General features: G+C 57.5%; 13 protein-coding genes. 11 read left to right on the forward strand and 2 right to left on the reverse strand.

The annotated features are described in order from the left end of the window. The first annotated feature begins 5 nt into the window (after positions 1-5). The 5 genes from ACIOTL_RS06710 (at position 6) to ACIOTL_RS06730 (ending at position 9027) form a co-directional block, all read left to right on the forward strand. Positions 6-611 carry a hypothetical protein gene (locus ACIOTL_RS06710; RefSeq protein WP_388022495.1) on the forward strand — a complete coding sequence of 202 codons (606 nt, stop codon included), beginning with the start codon at positions 6-8 and terminating at the stop codon, positions 609-611. Positions 612-701: 90 nt separating this feature from the next. Beyond that, entirely contained in the window at positions 702-1367 is a 666-nt protein-coding gene (locus ACIOTL_RS06715) for a flagella basal body P-ring formation protein FlgA (RefSeq protein WP_166650796.1), read from the forward strand. Further along, positions 1364-2611 carry a CpaE family protein gene (locus tag ACIOTL_RS06720; protein ID WP_388022491.1) on the forward strand — a complete coding sequence of 416 codons (1248 nt, stop codon included), beginning with the start codon at positions 1364-1366 and terminating at the stop codon, positions 2609-2611. Before ACIOTL_RS06715 ends, ACIOTL_RS06720 begins: the two co-directional genes overlap by 4 nt. Positions 2612-2736: 125 nt before the next feature. Then, positions 2737-7530: an NAD-glutamate dehydrogenase gene (locus ACIOTL_RS06725; RefSeq protein ID WP_388022488.1), complete on the forward strand. Its 4794-nt coding sequence runs from the start codon at positions 2737-2739 to the stop codon at positions 7528-7530. A 9-nt stretch (positions 7531-7539) separates the two neighbouring features. Further along, positions 7540-9027, forward strand: coding sequence for a sensor histidine kinase (locus tag ACIOTL_RS06730; RefSeq protein WP_105656813.1), 1488 nt, complete (start codon positions 7540-7542; stop codon positions 9025-9027). Positions 9028-9104: 77 nt separating this feature from the next. On the opposite strand, the gene ACIOTL_RS06735 is transcribed toward ACIOTL_RS06730, so the two are convergent. Then, positions 9105-10826: a LysM peptidoglycan-binding domain-containing protein gene (locus tag ACIOTL_RS06735; RefSeq protein ID WP_400342190.1), complete on the reverse strand. Its 1722-nt coding sequence runs from the start codon at positions 10824-10826 to the stop codon at positions 9105-9107. Positions 10827-11032: 206 nt separating this feature from the next. Here ACIOTL_RS06735 and ACIOTL_RS06740 point away from each other — a divergent pair, with 206 nt between their 5' ends. Then, positions 11033-11386 carry an Rv2175c family DNA-binding protein gene (locus ACIOTL_RS06740; protein WP_105656811.1) on the forward strand — a complete coding sequence of 118 codons (354 nt, stop codon included), beginning with the start codon at positions 11033-11035 and terminating at the stop codon, positions 11384-11386. A 100-nt stretch (positions 11387-11486) separates the two neighbouring features. Here the strand turns inward: ACIOTL_RS06740 and ACIOTL_RS06745 are convergent, their stop codons facing one another. Next, positions 11487-12593: a polyprenyl synthetase family protein gene (locus tag ACIOTL_RS06745; protein ID WP_400342191.1), complete on the reverse strand. Its 1107-nt coding sequence runs from the start codon at positions 12591-12593 to the stop codon at positions 11487-11489. 162 nt (positions 12594-12755) lie between these two features. On the opposite strand from ACIOTL_RS06745, the gene dinB reads away from it, so the two are divergent. The 5 genes from dinB (at position 12756) to ACIOTL_RS06770 (ending at position 17365) form a co-directional block, all read left to right on the forward strand. After that, complete coding sequence (dinB, locus tag ACIOTL_RS06750; RefSeq protein WP_400342192.1) at positions 12756-13922, forward strand: DNA polymerase IV; 1167 nt, start codon at positions 12756-12758, stop codon at positions 13920-13922. Between the two features lie 182 nt (positions 13923-14104). Then, positions 14105-14488 (forward strand): DUF3040 domain-containing protein, encoded by a 384-nt coding sequence (locus tag ACIOTL_RS06755; RefSeq protein WP_105656808.1) that lies wholly within the window; start codon positions 14105-14107, stop codon positions 14486-14488. 528 nt (positions 14489-15016) lie between these two features. Next, entirely contained in the window at positions 15017-15430 is a 414-nt protein-coding gene (gene mraZ / locus ACIOTL_RS06760) for a division/cell wall cluster transcriptional repressor MraZ (protein WP_038990697.1), read from the forward strand. Between the two features lie 170 nt (positions 15431-15600). Beyond that, positions 15601-16593, forward strand: coding sequence for a 16S rRNA (cytosine(1402)-N(4))-methyltransferase RsmH (gene rsmH / locus ACIOTL_RS06765; RefSeq protein WP_181148802.1), 993 nt, complete (start codon positions 15601-15603; stop codon positions 16591-16593). Position 16594: 1 nt separating this feature from the next. Then, positions 16595-17365 carry a hypothetical protein gene (locus tag ACIOTL_RS06770; RefSeq protein WP_105656806.1) on the forward strand — a complete coding sequence of 257 codons (771 nt, stop codon included), beginning with the start codon at positions 16595-16597 and terminating at the stop codon, positions 17363-17365. Positions 17366-17405 lie beyond the last annotated feature (40 nt).

Genomic DNA, 17405 nt, shown 5'->3' on the forward strand with positions numbered 1-17405 from the left:
GTTTTGTGAATAGGGTTACGCAAAAATGTTTATTCTCGTACAGTGGGCGCATGCGGTGGGATTCACTCTTCGACGACTTGGAGGCTCAGCTAGCAGAACAGAGCCGGGCGCAGTTGCGTGAAGAAATTGCCGAAAATATCAGGGTTGAACGGGCAACTGCCGAACTGCTGCCTGCTCTGATGCGGTTCTACGGACACGAATTGAGCCTCCGGCTGGCCGGGGGAACCGAACTCCGCGCGAAGCTCGGCCCTTGCGCGACCGATTACGTCTGCCTGGAAACAGAGCAGGCCCAATGGGTGATCCGCAGTGGAGCGATTGAATCCTTCGCCCTTCCGCCGGGGCGCGCACCTGCGGTGGAACGGCGCGCGCCGGGCCGCTCGGTGAAGTTTTCCTCGGTTCTTCGGGGATTGCTCCGGGACCGCGCACGATGCCATGTTTTTGGCCGTGCGGGCAGCTCCATGGCTGAAGGAACGCTGACTCAGGTAGCCAAGGATTTTTTGATAGTTCTGGTGCATCCTCGCGATGAATTCGCCAGAGCACAGCAGGCCTCAACGCAACTGCTGATTCCACTGGATGCCATCGGATGGGTCGAAGCGATCACTCTTTCGTGATCCACAAGTGCACGCAAGGTCTTTCCAGCAGGACCAAGTTGTCGTAGGCTCACCATCCATAAGCACCTATGCTGGCGGAAGGTCAGAGCCTTGATCACAGAACAGATCGCCCAGGACGCGCGGACAACCTCGGCCTCGCGTGTGCGACGGCCTAGTTGGAAGGACCCACGCCTGGCTCTCGGCGCGGTGCTCGTAGTCGCTTCGGTCGCGGGAACCGTGTACCTGGTCGGCGAATTGCATCAGACGTCCACGGTGTATGTCGCCAGCACCAATATCACCCTCGGAGAAAAGCTGACCAGCGAGAACATGAAAACTCAAGAAGTCCAGCTTGGTGAAACTCTCGAGAACTACCTGCACACAGATGCGCAGCTCGGCCAGGACGCCCGAGCGAACACCTTTATCAGCGAAGGGCAGCTGATTCCAGTCACCTCGATAATGCACAGTGAAGTGGGATCGCGCAGGCCGGTTAATGTCGATCTTCCGGCAGACCTTTCTTCGTCGATTACCCCCGGTAGCTTCGTTGACGTATGGATTGCCAAACGCGAAACCAGCGGCAGCACCTACGGAGTCCCGGAAAAGCTCTCCTCCATGGTCGAAGTCGCCGCACGCGTTGAAAGCGGCGGGGGACTGGTGGGAACCCAAGGCACCAACCTGGAACTGCTGGTGGAACCGAATCAGCTTGAACCGCTGCTTCAAGCGCTGGCCAACGAATCGAGAATTATCGTCGTCTACAACCCGGCCGGGACCGAACAATGAGTATTTCGGTCGTAGTGCTCGGCGACCAGGAGAAAATCGTCCGGCAAATCGAAGGGTACCGCGGGGAACTGATGGTCACCCGCGTCTGCTCCGGCATAGCCGAAGCCATTGCCGCTTGCGATACCGGAATGGCTGATGTGCTGATCGTTGCCGACGCCCAGCTGGTGCCGCCCATGGAACAACTTGATGCGTTGCTGATGCGCCAGACAGCGGTTGTCCTGTTCTTTGACCGGCCCGAAGACTGGAAGCCATTGCCTGATGTGCTTCATCTGCCTGCGGATTCCGGCATGGCCGAGCTGGAAGGACGCATCAGGGGCGTAGTTCAGTCATTGAATCATTCTGGAACCGACGGAACGCTCGCGGTTCCCGAACCGGAGGACGACTCTACGGGCCGGAACGGAAGAATCGTCAGCTTCTGGAGCGCCCCTGGATCTCCCGGGCGCAGTACCGTCGCGCTGAATTATGCGGTGGAAACGGCGGCAGCAGGAAAAACCGTGGTGCTTCTGGACGCAGATACCTACGCCGCCAGCATCGCCATTCAATTGGGGCTCATGGACGAATCGGCATCCATTGCGCAGTTGTGCCGTGCCATCGACGCCGGCTCGTTGGATGTTGCCCGACTCAACGCTGCATGTTCCTTGGTCCAGGTCGGGGAGGCGACCATGCGCGTGGCGACCGGAATCCCGCGTGCTAGCCGGTGGCCCGAGGTCCGGGCCTCGGCGCTGCGGCGAGCGGCCATGCTGCTCAAAGTTCACTACGACCTGGTCGTATTGGATTTGGCTCCGTACATTGAATTGGACGAACAGCTCAGTTTCGATACCCAAGCACCACAGCGAAACGCTGTCACCGTCGAGATGCTCCAGTGCTCCGATGAGCTTTTCATGATCGTGCGTGCCGACAGCTTGGGAATTCCGCGTGCACTTCGCGCCATCGACGAATTGGAGGATGCACTGCCCGGGCTGAATCCGAAAATCGTCTTCAACCGCGTGGGAGCCAGCAGTACCGGGCGCAGCCCGAAGCGCAGGTTGATTGAAGCGTGGGACCGGTTTGGGCCGACGCACCAAATCGCAGGGTATCTGCCCGAGGACAACGCCGCGTGCAACGCGGCAGTGCTGGGAGGAAGCCCATTGCTCGAAATCGCACCTCGGTGCCTATTGCGTATGGAAATACGGTCTTTGGCCGGCATAAATTCCACGGATTCACCCAAGAAATGGAATAGTCGTCGATTTCGCTCCGAAGCTTGAACCCCAGAGGTGAAAACCGAGTAATGTGGGTAAAACTAGAGATCCGCAAAGGCGCGGGTTGATCGAACTTTGTTCTTGGAGGCGTTCTTTTGAACTCGTCGGAATCCAGCATGTCAGAATCATTCATGGATGAGACACTCACCTCGAAATTGGTGAGCGAGTACTATGGCCAAATTGCGACCGAAGACGTGGCGGCCTACCGGCCAGACGAACTCGAAGCTCGCGTGGCAGCACATCTGGAAATCGGGTATCAGCGTGATGCTGAAAACGCTAATGTCGCCATTACCCGCAACAACGGAATTTCAGTGGTCCACATCGTCACCGATGACATGCCATTCCTTGTTGATTCGGTAACTGCCGCACTAGTGCAGCTGAATTCACCAATTCAGCTGGTAGTGCATCCGACGTTCGTTGTCTCCCGCAAGACCGAGACCGGCGAAATTTCAAAGATCAGCCATGCTGGTCTGCAGCATGTTGCCAGCGGTGACACCGCTGCGCTCTCGGATTTGAGCACCCTGATTTCGGCCGGTGCAGAAACCCGCATCGAATCGTGGATTTCAGTCGAGCTCGCTCGCGAGCTCAGCGATGAGCAGGCCAAGGAATTTGTTGAGCGCCTCTATAGCGTTCTGGCAGATGTGCGTGTTGCAGTGAAGGACTGGCCGGCCATGCTGGACCGGGCCAAGGATATTGCGCAGAGCCTTCCGCAGACTCCGAAGGCTGAGGAAATCGCCGAGGTGCAGCAGGCATCGGAGCTGCTGGACTGGTTAGCTGACGGAAAGTTCACGTTCCTGGGCTACCGCGACTACTCGCTGGAAACCATCAACGGCGAAGACGTCCTGGTCGCCCGCCCAGGCAGCGGCTTGGGACTGATGCGCGATCTGGCGGACCAAGGTCCACAGCACCTGACCAAGCGCGGCCGCATCACCGCTCGCGACAAGCGTGCGCTGATCGTGACCAAGGCGAACTCCCGTTCCACCGTTCACCGTGGCGTGTACCTGGACTATGTCGGAGTCAAGAGCTTCGATGCCAATGGCGAAGTCAACGGCGAACGCCGTTTCATCGGCCTCTTCTCCTCCAGTGTTTACACCTCGAGCGTGAAGACCGTCCCGCTGGTACGCGAAAAGGTTGAAGCGGTGCTGAAGCGCACCGGCTTCGCGCCTGATTCCCACTCGGGCAAGGACATCACCACTATTCTGGAAAGCTACCCACGCGATGAGATGTTCCAGATCTCCGTCGACGAGTTGACCAAGATTGCCCTCGGTATCCTGCGCCTGCAGGAACGCCGCCGCACCTCGGTCTTCCTTCGCAAGGACGACTACGGCCGCTTCGTCACTGCCATGGTGTTCCTGCCACGTGATCGTTTCTCCACCGCAGTGCGCCTGCGGGTGGAGCAGGAGCTGCAGCGCAGCTTCAACGCAGAATCCGTTGAATATGAAGCGCAGCTGGGTGCCGGCGCGCTCGTTCGCTTGTTCTACCGGCTGCGCCTGCAACGCCACGGACTGGCCCCCGTGGTTGACCGCAAGGCACTGGAGAATCGTATTGCCAAGGCCGTGCGCTCCTGGTCTGACGCCATCGTTGACACCGCTCGCGCGCGCCTGGAACTGGGCGATGCCAACACGCTGTCCAACGCTTGGGCCGAAGCTTTCCCGGCTTCCTACAAGGTGCAGTTCGAAATCGAAGATGCGCTGAAGGATATTGACCTGCTCACCGAGTTGAGCAGTCCAGAAGTCGATGGCCCGGTTGTCTCCTTCTACGATGACGAGAAGCAGGATGAGGATTCTGCTGTTTCCAAGCGCATGAAGATCTATGTGACCAAGCCGCTGCTGCTCTCGCGCATACTGCCAGTTCTGCAGCATCTGGGTCTGGAAGTCGTCGATGAACGCCCCTACGAGCTGAATCCAGAAGGAATCGGCGAACGCTACATCTACGACATGGGCCTGAAGATCGATGAGGAGATCAACTTCCAGGCCGTGGAAGCCAAGCTGGCTGAGGCCTACTGCGCAGTGGTCCGCAACCTCGCCGAATCCGACAGCCTTAACGCACTGGTGCTGCACGAGGGACTCACGTGGGAGGAAGTCTCGATGCTTCGTGCCTACGCCCACTACCTGCTGCAGCTCGGGGTTCCGAACTCCACTGGCTTCATCGCCAGCACCCTGGTTGGCAACCCGTCAGTCACCCACGCCATTGTGGAGCTGTTCCAGGCCACATTCGACCCGCAGCTGAGCTCCGTGGCTTCGGAAGCTGCTCGGCAGAAGGCGCACGCAAAGGTCACCGAAGCGCTGGAATCCGTGCCAACGTTGGATGCCGACACCTTGCTGCGCCGTTTCGTGAAGGTGATCGAAGCGACCAAACGCACCAACTACTTCACCACCCACCAGGCACTGGCATTCAAGCTGGCCCCGGAAGAGATCGATTTCGCGCCATTCCCGCGTCCGAAGCACGAACTGTGGGTCTACTCGCCGCGTGTTGAGGGTACCCACTTCCGCTTCGGCGCCGTGGCCCGTGGTGGCCTGCGCTGGTCCGATCGCCGAGAAGATTTCCGTACGGAAGTGCTGGGTCTGGTCAAGGCCCAGATGGTCAAGAACTCCGTCATCGTGCCAACTGGTGCCAAGGGCGGTTTCTACGCCAAGCAGCTTCCCAATCCAGCTCTCGACCGCGGTGCATGGATGGAAGAAGGCAAGGGCGCGTACAAGGTCTTCATTCGCACCCTGCTGGAGCTGACCGACAACATGGTTACCGACGAAAACGGTGAGCACATCGAAGCCCCTGCCAACGTGGTTCGTCGCGATGGCGATGATTCCTACCTGGTGGTCGCTGCCGACAAGGGCACCGCGAGCTTCTCCGATATCGCCAACTCGATCTCGGCCGACAAGGGCCACTGGCTGGGCGATGCCTTTGCTTCGGGCGGCTCGGTGGGCTACGACCACAAGGGCATGGGCATCACCGCACGCGGCGCCTGGGAATCGGTGAAGCGCCACTTCTTCGAGTTGGGCATCGACACCCAGAAGGACGAATTCACCGCCGTCGGCGTGGGCGATATGTCCGGAGACGTGTTCGGCAACGGTTTGCGCCGTACCCCCACCGTGAAGCTGGTGGCGGCCTTCGACCACCGTGATATCTTCCTGGATCCGAACCCGGATCCCCAGGTCGCCTTTGACGAGCGCCAGCGCCTGTATGATCTGCCACGCTCCAGCTGGGCAGACTACAACAAGGAGCTGCTCTCGGCCGGAGGCGGCGTGTACTCGCGCAGCCTCAAGTCCGTGCCGGTTAGCGCCGAGGTCCGCGAGGTCCTGGGCTTGGACGCCGGCACCACCAAGCTGAGCCCTAACGAACTGCTCAAGGCCATCCTCTCAGCGCCAGTGGACCTGCTCTACAACGGCGGTATTGGTACCTACGTGAAGTCAGCGGCTGAAACCCACGGCCAGGTCGGCGACCGAGCCAACGACGCCATCCGCGTCGACGGCGCAGATCTGCGCGTGAAAGTTGTTGGCGAAGGCGGCAACTTGGGCATGACCCAGCTGGGCCGTATTGAGGCAGCCCGCAAGGGCGTCCTGCTGAACACCGATGCCATTGACAACTCTGCTGGCGTGGACACTTCTGACCGCGAAGTGAACATCAAGATCTTCGTGGACCGCCAGATCAAGGCGGGCAATCTCACCGAGGCTGAACGCACGGAGTTCCTGCTCTCGATGACCGATAACATCGGTGATCTGGTGCTGACGACCAACTTCGAACAGAACGTGTTGCTGCTCAATGAGAAGCATGCGGCACTGACCTGGACACCAGCGTACGAGCGCCTGATGCAGTGGCTGGAAGCCCATGCTGACTTGAACCGTGGCTTGGAGTTCTTGCCAAACGCGGATCAGCTGGAAGAGCGCCGCGCCGCTGGCGAGGCGATGACCACCCCAGAGCTCTCGGTGCTGGCCGCATACGCGAAGATCCAGCTGGCGAACGCGCTGACCGAATCCGATCTCGCCGATGATCCGTACTTCACCCGGACCCTGCGCCGCTACTTCCCAACCAAGTTGGTAGAGCGTTTCGGGGATCAGCTCGAAAGCCATCCGTTGCGCCGAGAAATCATCGCGACCGTGATCGCCAACGACATCGTGAACATGGGCGGCATCACCTACGTCTTCCGTGCCATGGAAGAAACCAGTGCCAGCGAAGTCCAGATTGCCAAGGTCTTCTGCGCGCTGCGTGAGATCTACGGATTCGACCGCCAGTTCGATGCGATCAATGCACAGCCTGCCGGAACCGATCTGGAACACTGGGGCCGCCAGCACCACGACATGCGCCGCCTGCTGGACCGTGCCACCCGCTGGTTCATCAACCGCGTCGATCAGGAACTGCTGGTCACCGAAGCGGTCAAACGCTACGAAGCGACGGTTACCGAACTGCGTGAGGCGCTGCCAACCTTGGTTCGGGGCACTGACCTCCAGAGATTCCAGGAGTGGCGTGAAGAGGCCATGGACCAGGGGATCCCGGAGCGTCGTGCCAGCATGTGGGCGACCCAGTTCGAATCCTACGCGCTGCTGGACGTGGCAGAATATGTGCACCGCACCGGGACCGCTCCGGTCAAGGTCGCAGAAACCTACTACGTGCTCTACGACTTGTTCGATGTGGACAGCCTGCTGAACCGCATCACCAACCTTCCTCGCTCGGATCGTTGGCAGGCGCTGGCTCGTGCCGCAATGCGCGATGACCTGTACACCACGATCATCGACCTGACCGGCAACATCCTGGATGCCCACGGCGATATTGCTGACCCGGCAGAGCGTGTTGCTGCATGGGAAGAGGCAAACGCGGCTAACCTTGATCGTGCGAAGACTATGTTCGCGGAAGTGAACAGCCTGGAACGAGACGACATGGCTTCACTTTCCGTGGCACTTCGACTCTTGCGTTCCATCGTCCGAAGGTAAATACCGCCAATGGCCCTCATCACCGAAGAATTACGTCAACGTGCTGCACTAGCGCCCGGTGATGAGGATTGGCTCCACCTCCTGGTGGGGGACTGGCAACTGGTCTCGGATCTAGCATTCGCAGACCTGGTGCTCTGGTTCCCCACCGGGGACGGTTCCTATACGGCTTTGGCACACGTGCGCCCTTCCACCTCGCATACCGCCTTCCATAGCGACTTCGTGGGAGAACGGATCCGCAAGGATCTGCGCATCATGGTGGACCGCGCTTGGGAAACCAAGCAAGTGCAACGCTCGGCCGAACAAGCCGGCAAAGATATCATCATGGGGTTGACCACGGTGCAGGCGATTCCGCTAGTGCGCCAGAACCAACCGGTTGCGGTCATCACTTCCCACTTCGATCCGAACCAGTCCCGCACACCCAGCAATCTGGAATTGGTCTACCGGCAAAGCGCTGATGACCTGTTGCAGATGGGTACCCAAGGGCTGTGGCCGGACTTCGCCAGCCCTACCGGCTCCCGCCGTGGCGCGCCGCGCGTCGGTGATGGTTTCATCCGGCTCAACGTTGATGGAGCCGTCGAATTCGCCAGCCCGAACGCTGTTTCAGCTTTCCGCCGATTAGGCGCAGCTGATGTCCTCCAGGGCCAGCCACTGGCTGATCTGACGATGGCACTGGTCAGCGACCGTCGTGTAGTCGACGAAACTCTTCCGCTGGTGCTCCAGGGCAAGATGCCATGGCGTACCGAGGTGGAACATCGCGGAGTCACCCTCTCCCTGCGTGCCATTCCGCTGCGCAACGAATCAAAGCGCTGGGGCGCACTGGTGCTGTGCCGCGATGTGTCCGAACTGCGCCGTCGCGAAAAAGAACTGGTCACCAAGGACGCTACGATCCGTGAAATCCATCATCGCGTGAAGAACAACTTGCAGACTGTCGCGGCGCTGTTGCGCATGCAATCGCGCAGGATGAGCTCAGAGGACGGCAAGCAGGGCCTGGAGCAGGCAATGCGACGAGTCTCCACTATCGCTTCGGTCCACGACTTCCTGTCCAAGGGCCTGAACGAAACCGTCAAATTTGATGATCTGATGGATCGCCAGTTCCGTCTGATCGTGGAAATCGCTTCTCCGGAGCAAAGGGTCTCCACGCGTCGTGAAGGCGAATTCGGCATGCTTGACGCTGATTTGGCGACACCGTTGTCACTGGTGATCAATGAGCTGGTGACTAATGCCGTGGAACATGGACTAGCGCATCGCAACGGTGAAGTCGCGCTAGTTGCCGAACGCTACAAGGGTGCCGATAGCAAGGATTGGCTACGGGTTGTCATTGAAGATGACGGCCACGGGTTGCCAGAAGAGCCACGCCGCGAGGGACTTGGGCTGCAAATTGTCCGCACTCTGGTTACCAGCGAACTATCGGGTGAAATCCGTTGGGTACAGAGCGAGAAGGGCGGGACCAAGGTGGTAATCGACATGCCATTGGATCTTGACCACCGTACAGGCTAGGAGCAGTCTGATCAGCTGCAACAAAAAAAGAGGCACTTCCAACACACCGTGTTGGAAGCGCCTCTCCTTTTGGCTATTTAGCGGTAATTCTTCATGTGAGCCTTGATGCTGGCTACATAATGCTTGGTGTCTTCGTACATGCCGTTGTTACGAACACCGGCCAGGCCCTGGTAGTACGATGCGATTGCGTTGTCCAGGTTGTCGGTGTTGTCCAAATTGTAGGCAATTACTGCGACACCAGCTACAACGTTATCCCGTGGGTTCAGGACGTTCAGGTCCTGGCCAATGACCGATGCGATCCAGTCACCGGTGCTTGGCAGTACCTGCATGGCGCCAACGGCGTTAGCAGGGGAGACCGCACGCATGTTGAAGCCAGACTCCTGGTGCGCGTGAGCCAACGCCAGAGCCGGGTCAACGCCCATGCTCTTTGCAGTGGAACGGATCAGGTCCTGCATCTCGCCGCGGCTCGGGACGCTGATCGAGTCAAGGTAGTCCTTGTTCGAGTTAGCATCCCGCACAACGTGATCTGCGTAGGTACGACCAGCGAAGCTATTGCCGATCTTCTGCTTCTTGACCTGACCCGACGGTGCAACCGAGGAGCCCGAAACCTTCAGCTTGGCGCCGATCTTCAATGGCGTGCTCGAGCTGTACTCGGGGTTCAAATCCAGCAAGGTGGCCAGCTTCATGTCGTGGCTGGTCGCGATGCCACTGAGAGTATCGCCGGACTTCACGGAGTAGGTCGACGTCTTGGCCTTGGCCTTGGGCGCAGCAGTGCTCTTCGGCGAGGAGCTCGAAGACGACGTGCCACCCGAGACCTTGATCTTGCTGCCTGGGAAGATCGGCTTGCTGGCAGAGATGTCATTGGTCTTCAACAGATCGGACAAGCTCATGCCGTGCTTGGCCGCAATGCCGCTGAGCGTGTCACCGGACTTGACGGTGTAGCTTGAAGAACCGGAGGAGGAGGACTTCTTCTGGGAGGACTTCGACGAAGAGCCAGAGGACGAAGAACCCTTGACCTTGATCTTGTCGCCAGGGAAGATCACCTTGCTGGCCGAGATATCGTTCTTGCTAAGGAGCGAAGACAAGCTCATATTGTGCTTGATGGCGATGCTTCCGAGGGTGTCACCGTTCTTCACAGTGTAGGTTGATGAACCCGACGAGGAAGAAGTTTTCTTCGTCTGCGTCGTATTGCTGGAGCTCGACGCCGAACCCTTGACCTTCAGCTTATTGCCGGGGAAGATTACCTTGCTTGCAGAGATGTCATTCTTCTTCAACAGATCAGACAAGCTCATGTCGTGCTTGCTCGCAATGCCGCTGAGGGTGTCACCGTTCTTGACGGTGTAAGTGGCGGTACTTGAAGATGACGAGCTCGAAGACTTGCCCTTGGAGCTGTTTTTCGAAGCATGACCGGAGACCTTGAGTGTCTTGCCGGCGACGATTGAATCATTCTTAAGATTATTGAGCTTCTTCAGCTCTGACACGGTTGTGTCATATTCCCGAGCGATGCTCCATAGGGACGCACCTGCCGGGATCTTGATTTCGGAAACATCTCGTTTAGCTGGCAATCCCAGCGTAGATACTCGCGAAGCGATCAGGTGGGCCTTGATCTGGTCTTCAGCGACCTTAATGGTCTCCGGAGTTACCGACTTGGCAAAGCTTCCTGAGGTGTTGGGAACAGTCATCGGTGCTGCCTGCGCTGCGGGAGCTAAGGCGAGGCTGCCAATGACCGCAGCGGGAATGGCCGCGCCTGCTACAACGCCTAACGCATGCTTGGAAGCATGTTTGGATTCGTGGGGCATGGAGTCAATCCTCATTTATACGGTGAAAATAACGGGCTTTGCTCCGCAGGTAACAGAGGGGAAGTGGTTCCCCATGTTGACTGTGATGCAATTGTTATCAAAGTGATACAAGAAAATTTACACTACTCCTGTGACTCATGGGAACTGCTGAGGTGAGTTTCATCCAAATTTCTGCGCGGATCAGGAATTTGTGGGAACCTTAAGGGGTGAAGGAAACCGTAGATCTCGTCGGCCAGTGGCTGACCCTGCCCGATGTGGCTGAAGAATTAGATGTAGATATTCGCCGCGTGCACCGACTGCTGGATGAGCGTGCCATTGTTTCGTTGAGAATTGGCGCTCGCAATGTCCGTTCGATCCCTGCAGATTTTCTCCAAGACGGAGTAGTGGTGGAAAGCCTGAAGGGCACTCTTTCGGTACTCTTGGATGCCGGCTTCTCCGATGAGGAATCGGTTATTTGGCTGTTCACCGAGGATGAATCGCTGCCCGGCACTCCAATGAATGCTCTGCGCACCGGACGTAAAACTGAAATCCGTCGGCGGGCGCAGGCCATGGGCTGGTAATGGCCCGGACGAACTAGCCTCAGTAATAACAAAAGGTCTCAACCGTATTCCATATCGCATGGATGGTTGAGACCTTTCGTTATGTCTTAGTAACGAATCACTATTTACTTCTCTTTGTCACTGCATCACTGAGCTGCTGCATTCCCGCTAAGGCGAGGGGCGTGACGTGCAATGCGTTCAGGGCGAGATCTGATTGGGTGGTCAACTCACTAATGCTCTGCTCGGTGGCCGCCAGGGCGCCGCTATCGCGCAGAATACCGCTTAGTCTCAACACTTCTTCTTCGCTGAGATCCACTGCGCCGAGGCGACTCTGAATGAAGTCCTGTTCGTCAGAAGTTGATAGCAAGAGGGCGTGGGCAATCAATTCCGTGCGCTTGCCTTCTTGCAAATCGCCGCCGGTCGGCTTCCCTGTGACTGCTGGATCGCCAAACACGCCCAGAACATCGTCACGTAGCTGGAATGCCTCACCCAGCGGAAGCGCGAATGCGGAGTAGCGCTCCATAAGAGCCTCGCTGGCGCCGGCCAACGCGCCGCCAAGCAAGAATGGGTTTTCAGTGGAGTATTTGGCTGACTTGAAGCGCACGATAGTGCGAGCTCGCTTGACCGCTTCCTTCGGATCGTAGGCGGGGCCCTCAGACTCTTCTAGAACATCAAGATACTGCCCGGCCATCACCTGGGTGCGCATCTGATTGAAGATGGTACGCGCCCGAGCGTTGAGGGAAGCAATACCTGAGAAGACTTCCTCGCTCAACGACAGGCATAGGTCGCCGGTAAGGATTGCGCTGGCCATGCCGTAGCTCGCTGCGCTCCCCGCAAGCCCAAGTTCTCGGTGCTGGGCCTCGAAGCGCTTGTGAACGCTCGGCTGACCGCGTCGTGTATCGGAATTGTCGATGATGTCGTCATGAATCAGCGCGGCTCCTTGGAAGAGTTCCAAGGCCACCCCGAGTTGGACGATGTCGCGTTCATCGGGCCGACCACCTGCACCGAGGTAACCCCAGAAAGAGAACAGGGCGCGAAGCCGCTTGCCGCCACGGGTCAGTGACGTGATCGCATTGACGATTTCGACGGCGCTGCTAGTAATCTGACCAACTTCAACGCTTTTCGCAGCCAGGAATTCTTCCAATAACTGAGCAACGTCAGAAGTGTAGGTACGGCTCAAGCTCTGGGCTTCAGTGTTGAGGTCCGGCACAGAATCAGGCATCGACATGCAAAATCATTTCTACGGGTAAACAACTAGTGGTTAGCAACAACTCTACCGGTGATTCCCGCCCGGCGAAGAAGGCACCCAAAGTACGCGGGGTGGGAACGGAATCCGAATATACATTCGAGTAAGCTGGTGGTGCAGCCGAACGAGGGGAGAGGAATTGAAATGGTGGATCGTGCAATCCTCCATGTCGATATGGACGCCTTCTTTGTTTCAGTGGAACTGCGGGACCGCCCTGACCTAGTAGGCAAGCCAGTTATTGTAGGCCACCGTTCAGGCCGGAGCGTGGTGCTCTCTGCGTCTTATGACTGCCGAGCTCGCGGGATCCATTCGGCCATGCCGATGAGCCAAGCCATCCCGCTGCTACCGCAAGCTACCGTGATCGAGCCGAGCCATCACAAGTACACGCAAGCCTCGGCCCAGATCATGGCGTACTTCCGCACATTGACGCCTCTGGTTGAGCAAGTCAGTGTCGACGAAGCGTTCCTAGACGTTACTGGAAGCATGCGCATGCTTGGCGGGCCAGTGCAGATCGCTCAGCAGATCCGCGAATATATACGCAAAGAAATGGGACTGCCGGCCAGCGTGGGCATTGCAAGGAATAAATTCGTTGCGAAACTCGCTTCGACGTACGCCAAGCCTGACGGCATGGCGGTAGTTGCACCCGACCGCACCGAAGAATTCCTGCACGAATTACCCGTGTCGAAAATGTGGGGCGTGGGAAAACGAACCGCTAGTCAGCTTCACTCCTTGGGGATTGAGACCGTGGGGCAACTCGCTGGCGAGCCAGAAGCAAGATTGATTAGTCGGTTGGGGGAACACGGCCGCGCCCTTTATTTGCTCTCGCGGGGGATCGATAACCGTCCGGTGGAGGTTAGCCGGGATGAGAAGAGCATTTCATCGGAACATACCTTTGCGGTGGATATCACCGATCCCCAGGTGCTTGAGGGCGAACTTTTGCGGCTGAGCCATAAGGTCGGTCAACGGCTGCGGCAGCACGGCAAATCAGCCAACGGTGTTGGGCTCAAGATCAAGTACAAGGACTTTTCTGGAATTACGCGTTCGAAGGCGCTCGCAGCTGCGACAGATTCTTCAACGAAAATTAGCGAGTCCGCGCTGGCCCTTCTGCGAAAATTGACCCCTATGCCGCAACCGGTCCGGCTGATCGGGGTGAAAGCTGAACGGTTGCAAGATTACGAGTTGGGTCTGCAATTTAGCTTGGACCCCCGCGAAGAGAAAGCCCGAGAAGCGGAACGCATCGCTGACCAGATCGGACAGAGATTCCCGCAGTCCATCGTGACCCCAGCACGTTTTCTGCGCCCCAAGGAATAAACACATTCTGTGTAGAACGTATGGATATCTGGACAGTGGGGAAGATCAACTAGCAGGGCGGGTGCAAAAGAGACTATCCTTGAATTAAGTTCGATCGAATCCAGGGAACTTTTCCCTTCGACCCGACGTTGAACTTGAAGACGGTGGACGACCGTCGAGATTGCCTTTGGAAGGAGAAGACGATGCCGCTATCGGAACACGAGCAGCGTTTGTTGGAGCAGTTGGAAAAGCAGCTGCATGAAGACCGTCGCTTCGCTTCGAGCATGAAAGGCCCATCGGGCACGGGACGTTTGTCGACCCGCAATATTGCTCTGGGTATCTTGCTGGTAATCGTCGGCCTAGCGGGACTCATCTTTGGAATCTCGCAGCACATCATCATCGTAGGCGTTCTCGGCTTTGCGGTGATGTTCGCGGGTGTACTGCTTGCCCTGACTAAATCGGCTACTGGAAAAATTGGTCCGTCCAACGGAACGGGATCAAAATCTGCAGCCAAGAACAATTCGCAGTTCCTTTCCGGCCTGGAAGAAAAATGGAACCAGCGAAAGCGTGATCAGTCCGATAGCTGATCTGCATTGATATTGAGGTGTGACCCCTAGGGTTGCACCTCTTTTCTGTTTAAGCCCCGCTTCTCACATCCCTACGGTCACCGTGCACCTCATGCCGGGGCGCATGGGTTTCGTTCAATTCGGGAAGTTGGATGTCCTGGATATTCGGTGCGCCTATCTGAAGGTCGCGCGACTTTGCAAGTGATCTTGAATTCTCTGCAGATTCCAAGGTTCACGTCCACCTCGCCGGTCAGGCATGCCCCCACTTCCCTCCCCAGGTTCCTCCACTTCCCACCACCGCGCCTAAAAATAGCTATATTACGCGGATTTTGCGTGTGGAATCTCTGAAAAATACTGGATCATGCAGCTGGACGATTCCCATCCCTCCACCTGAACATAGGCTGAGCATCCGCTAGATTCAGGTGTTTTTTAAGTCCAGACCCTCGCGAAACCACTGAAATTGCATTGACAGTGGAGGGTTGTGGAGTAAAGTGGAGGCAAGTAGAGAAGAATGGGGCTTCTGGCCACTTCACGGGAAAGGTGGTGTGCATGTTCCTTGGAACTTACACACCGCGTCTTGATGAAAAAGGTCGGTTGATTCTTCCAGCTAAATATCGAGATGAGCTGTCCTATGGGCTGGTTCTCACTCGCGGCCAAGAGCGTTGCATATACGTTTTCAGCCAGCGGGAATTTGAGAAGCAGCACGAGCAGCTGGCGCAGGCATCCTTGACCTCCCGGCGAGCACGCGACTATGCGCGTGTGTTCCTCTCAGGGGCCTCGGATGAAGTTCCAGATAAGCAGGGGCGCGTAACGATTCCGCAAGTGCTGCGCACTTATGGAGGCCTTGATCGGGAGGTCACAGTTATCGGTGCGGGCAACCGTATTGAAATCTGGGATTCGACCGCATGGCAGCAGTACTTGGATGAACAAGAAGACGTGTTCTCCGATACTGACGAAGATTAGGGCTTTGTGCCCTACACCGACAAAACACCACGTTTGTTGAGATGAGATCTCCAGCCACCTTGGGGTAGAAAATCGTCTGGCTTCACTTCCCCGGAGCCAGAAGGTTGGATCGCCACTTGGTTGGAGGGGGATCTGATCTCAACAGCAGATCGAAAGCGAAAGGGGGCGCAGTGCCAAATCAGGATTCCCAGCGACCAGCATCCGAACGCCACGTTCCAGTACTTCTGGACCGATGCGTTAATTTGCTAGCTCCAGGTATTGAGCGAGCCAATGCTGAAGGCCGTCGGGCAATTGTGGTTGACTGCACCCTCGGGATGGGTGGGCACTCCGAAGCCATCCTCAAGCGGTTCGACAACTTGCACCTGATCGGTCTAGACCGCGACGAGCAGGCTCACGAACTTGCCGGTGCACGACTCGCCCCGTTCCAGGACCGCATCGACCTCGTGCACGCGGTGTATGACGAAATTGCGGATGTCGTGGAAGATCTTGGGTTCCCGGGGGTCGACGGCGTTCTGTTCGACCTTGGCGTTTCCTCGCTGCAGCTCGATGAGCGTGAACGGGGTTTCGCCTATTCGTATGATGCACCGCTGGATATGCGCATGGACACCTCTGTTGGCCCAACTGCCGAGGACCTGGTCAACGACTTGGAACGCGACGAACTGCTTCGAATTATTCGACAGTGGGGCGAAGAGAAGTTTGCTGGACGCATCTCGACGGCAATCGTCGAGGCACGCGCCAAGAGCCGCATCACTACCACTGCTGAACTAGTTGAAGTGATCCGCAGCGTTGTGCCCGCGGCGGCTGCTCGAAACCACGGACACCCGGCCAAGAGGACCTTCCAAGCATTGCGTATTGCAGTGAATGAGGAACTTGACGTCTTGGAACGTGCGATCCCGGCGGCAATGGGAGCTTTGAACGTCGGCGGAAGAGTCGTCGTGATGAGTTACCACTCCTTGGAAGACAAAATCACCAAGCGGCACTTCGTCCATGGATCTACCTCGTCGGCCCCTCCGGGATTCCCGGTGGAGCTGGACGAACACAAAGCTGAATACAAGGTGCTCACCAAGGGCACCGAGAAGCCAAGCGACCACGAAATAGCAGAAAATTCACGTGCAGCCTCAGCCCGCTTGCGAGCTGTGGAACGAGTGTTGAAGAGGAGCTAGCATGAGCCAACGAGCCCAGCGCCGCGTGCAGAAGACCGCAGCCGTGAACAACCAGCCTGTTGTCGACGGTAATACTGCGCGTGCAATGCGACCCGAGCCCGTCCCAGCTAGCAACCTGCCTAAAGGCGATTCGCGTCAGCGCGTAACTCTTTCGTTGGTTCCTAAGATGAACGAAACCAGCAAGCGCTCCATGTTCACCATGTCTGCGGTGCTCGTTGTCTTGGCATTCAGCGTGATCGTTACGCTGGTGCTGCTCAATACTTCTGTAGCTCAGCGGCAGTACGACATCGTGAACTTGCGTTCGCAAGAGCGTGCGCTTTCCCAAGAGAATCAGGCACTGCTGAAGGAGGCCCAGTCGTTGGCGGCGCCACAGGCGCTGGCCGCCAAGGCAAAGGACCTCGGTTTGGTTTCGCCAGGTGCTCCAGGGCTGATCAGCCTGTCTGAGGGCAAGGTTGCCCAAGACGCTGAGAAGGCGGTCAAGGCAAAGAACAGCAAGCAGGAATACGGAACTATTCCGCTGCCGGGCGACAGCATCCGCAAGGGTGAAAGCAAAACTGAAGCCAACGCATCAAACACGCCGAAGACCACTGTGGGTAAAGCCTCAGCAGATTCACAGAAGGAGTCCGGTGCCACTGAAGGTTCCAAGGAACCAGAGGTGAAGCCGGAGAAAGCTGAACGTGAAGTTGCCAGTGATGGCCGCCCAGTGTTCAATGACGCTGAGCTTAACGGGGGCACGATCCCTGCACCAAGCATCAAATCCCCAGCAGAGTAGTTAGCCCTTTCTAAGCTAGATACAGGTGGCCTACGCTGCT

Source organism: Glutamicibacter sp. NPDC087673 (genome assembly GCF_044743255.1).
Lineage (GTDB): Bacteria > Actinomycetota > Actinomycetes > Actinomycetales > Micrococcaceae > Glutamicibacter.

What these genes read in the sequence shown, in the direction of transcription:
- ACIOTL_RS06720 (WP_388022491.1), top strand. Translation starts at nt 1,364, where the DNA reads ATGAGTATTTCGGTCGTAGTGCTCGGCGACCAGGAGAAAATCGTCCGG.
- ACIOTL_RS06725 (WP_388022488.1), top strand. Translation starts at nt 2,737, where the DNA reads ATGGATGAGACACTCACCTCGAAATTGGTGAGCGAGTACTATGGCCAA.
- ACIOTL_RS06730 (WP_105656813.1), top strand. Translation starts at nt 7,540, where the DNA reads ATGGCCCTCATCACCGAAGAATTACGTCAACGTGCTGCACTAGCGCCC.
- ACIOTL_RS06735 (WP_400342190.1), bottom strand. Translation starts at nt 10,826, where the DNA reads ATGCCCCACGAATCCAAACATGCTTCCAAGCATGCGTTAGGCGTTGTA.
- ACIOTL_RS06745 (WP_400342191.1), bottom strand. Translation starts at nt 12,593, where the DNA reads ATGTCGATGCCTGATTCTGTGCCGGACCTCAACACTGAAGCCCAGAGC.
- dinB (WP_400342192.1), top strand. Translation starts at nt 12,756, where the DNA reads ATGGTGGATCGTGCAATCCTCCATGTCGATATGGACGCCTTCTTTGTT.
- ACIOTL_RS06755 (WP_105656808.1), top strand. Translation starts at nt 14,105, where the DNA reads ATGCCGCTATCGGAACACGAGCAGCGTTTGTTGGAGCAGTTGGAAAAG.
- mraZ (WP_038990697.1), top strand. Translation starts at nt 15,017, where the DNA reads ATGTTCCTTGGAACTTACACACCGCGTCTTGATGAAAAAGGTCGGTTG.
- ACIOTL_RS06770 (WP_105656806.1), top strand. Translation starts at nt 16,595, where the DNA reads ATGAGCCAACGAGCCCAGCGCCGCGTGCAGAAGACCGCAGCCGTGAAC.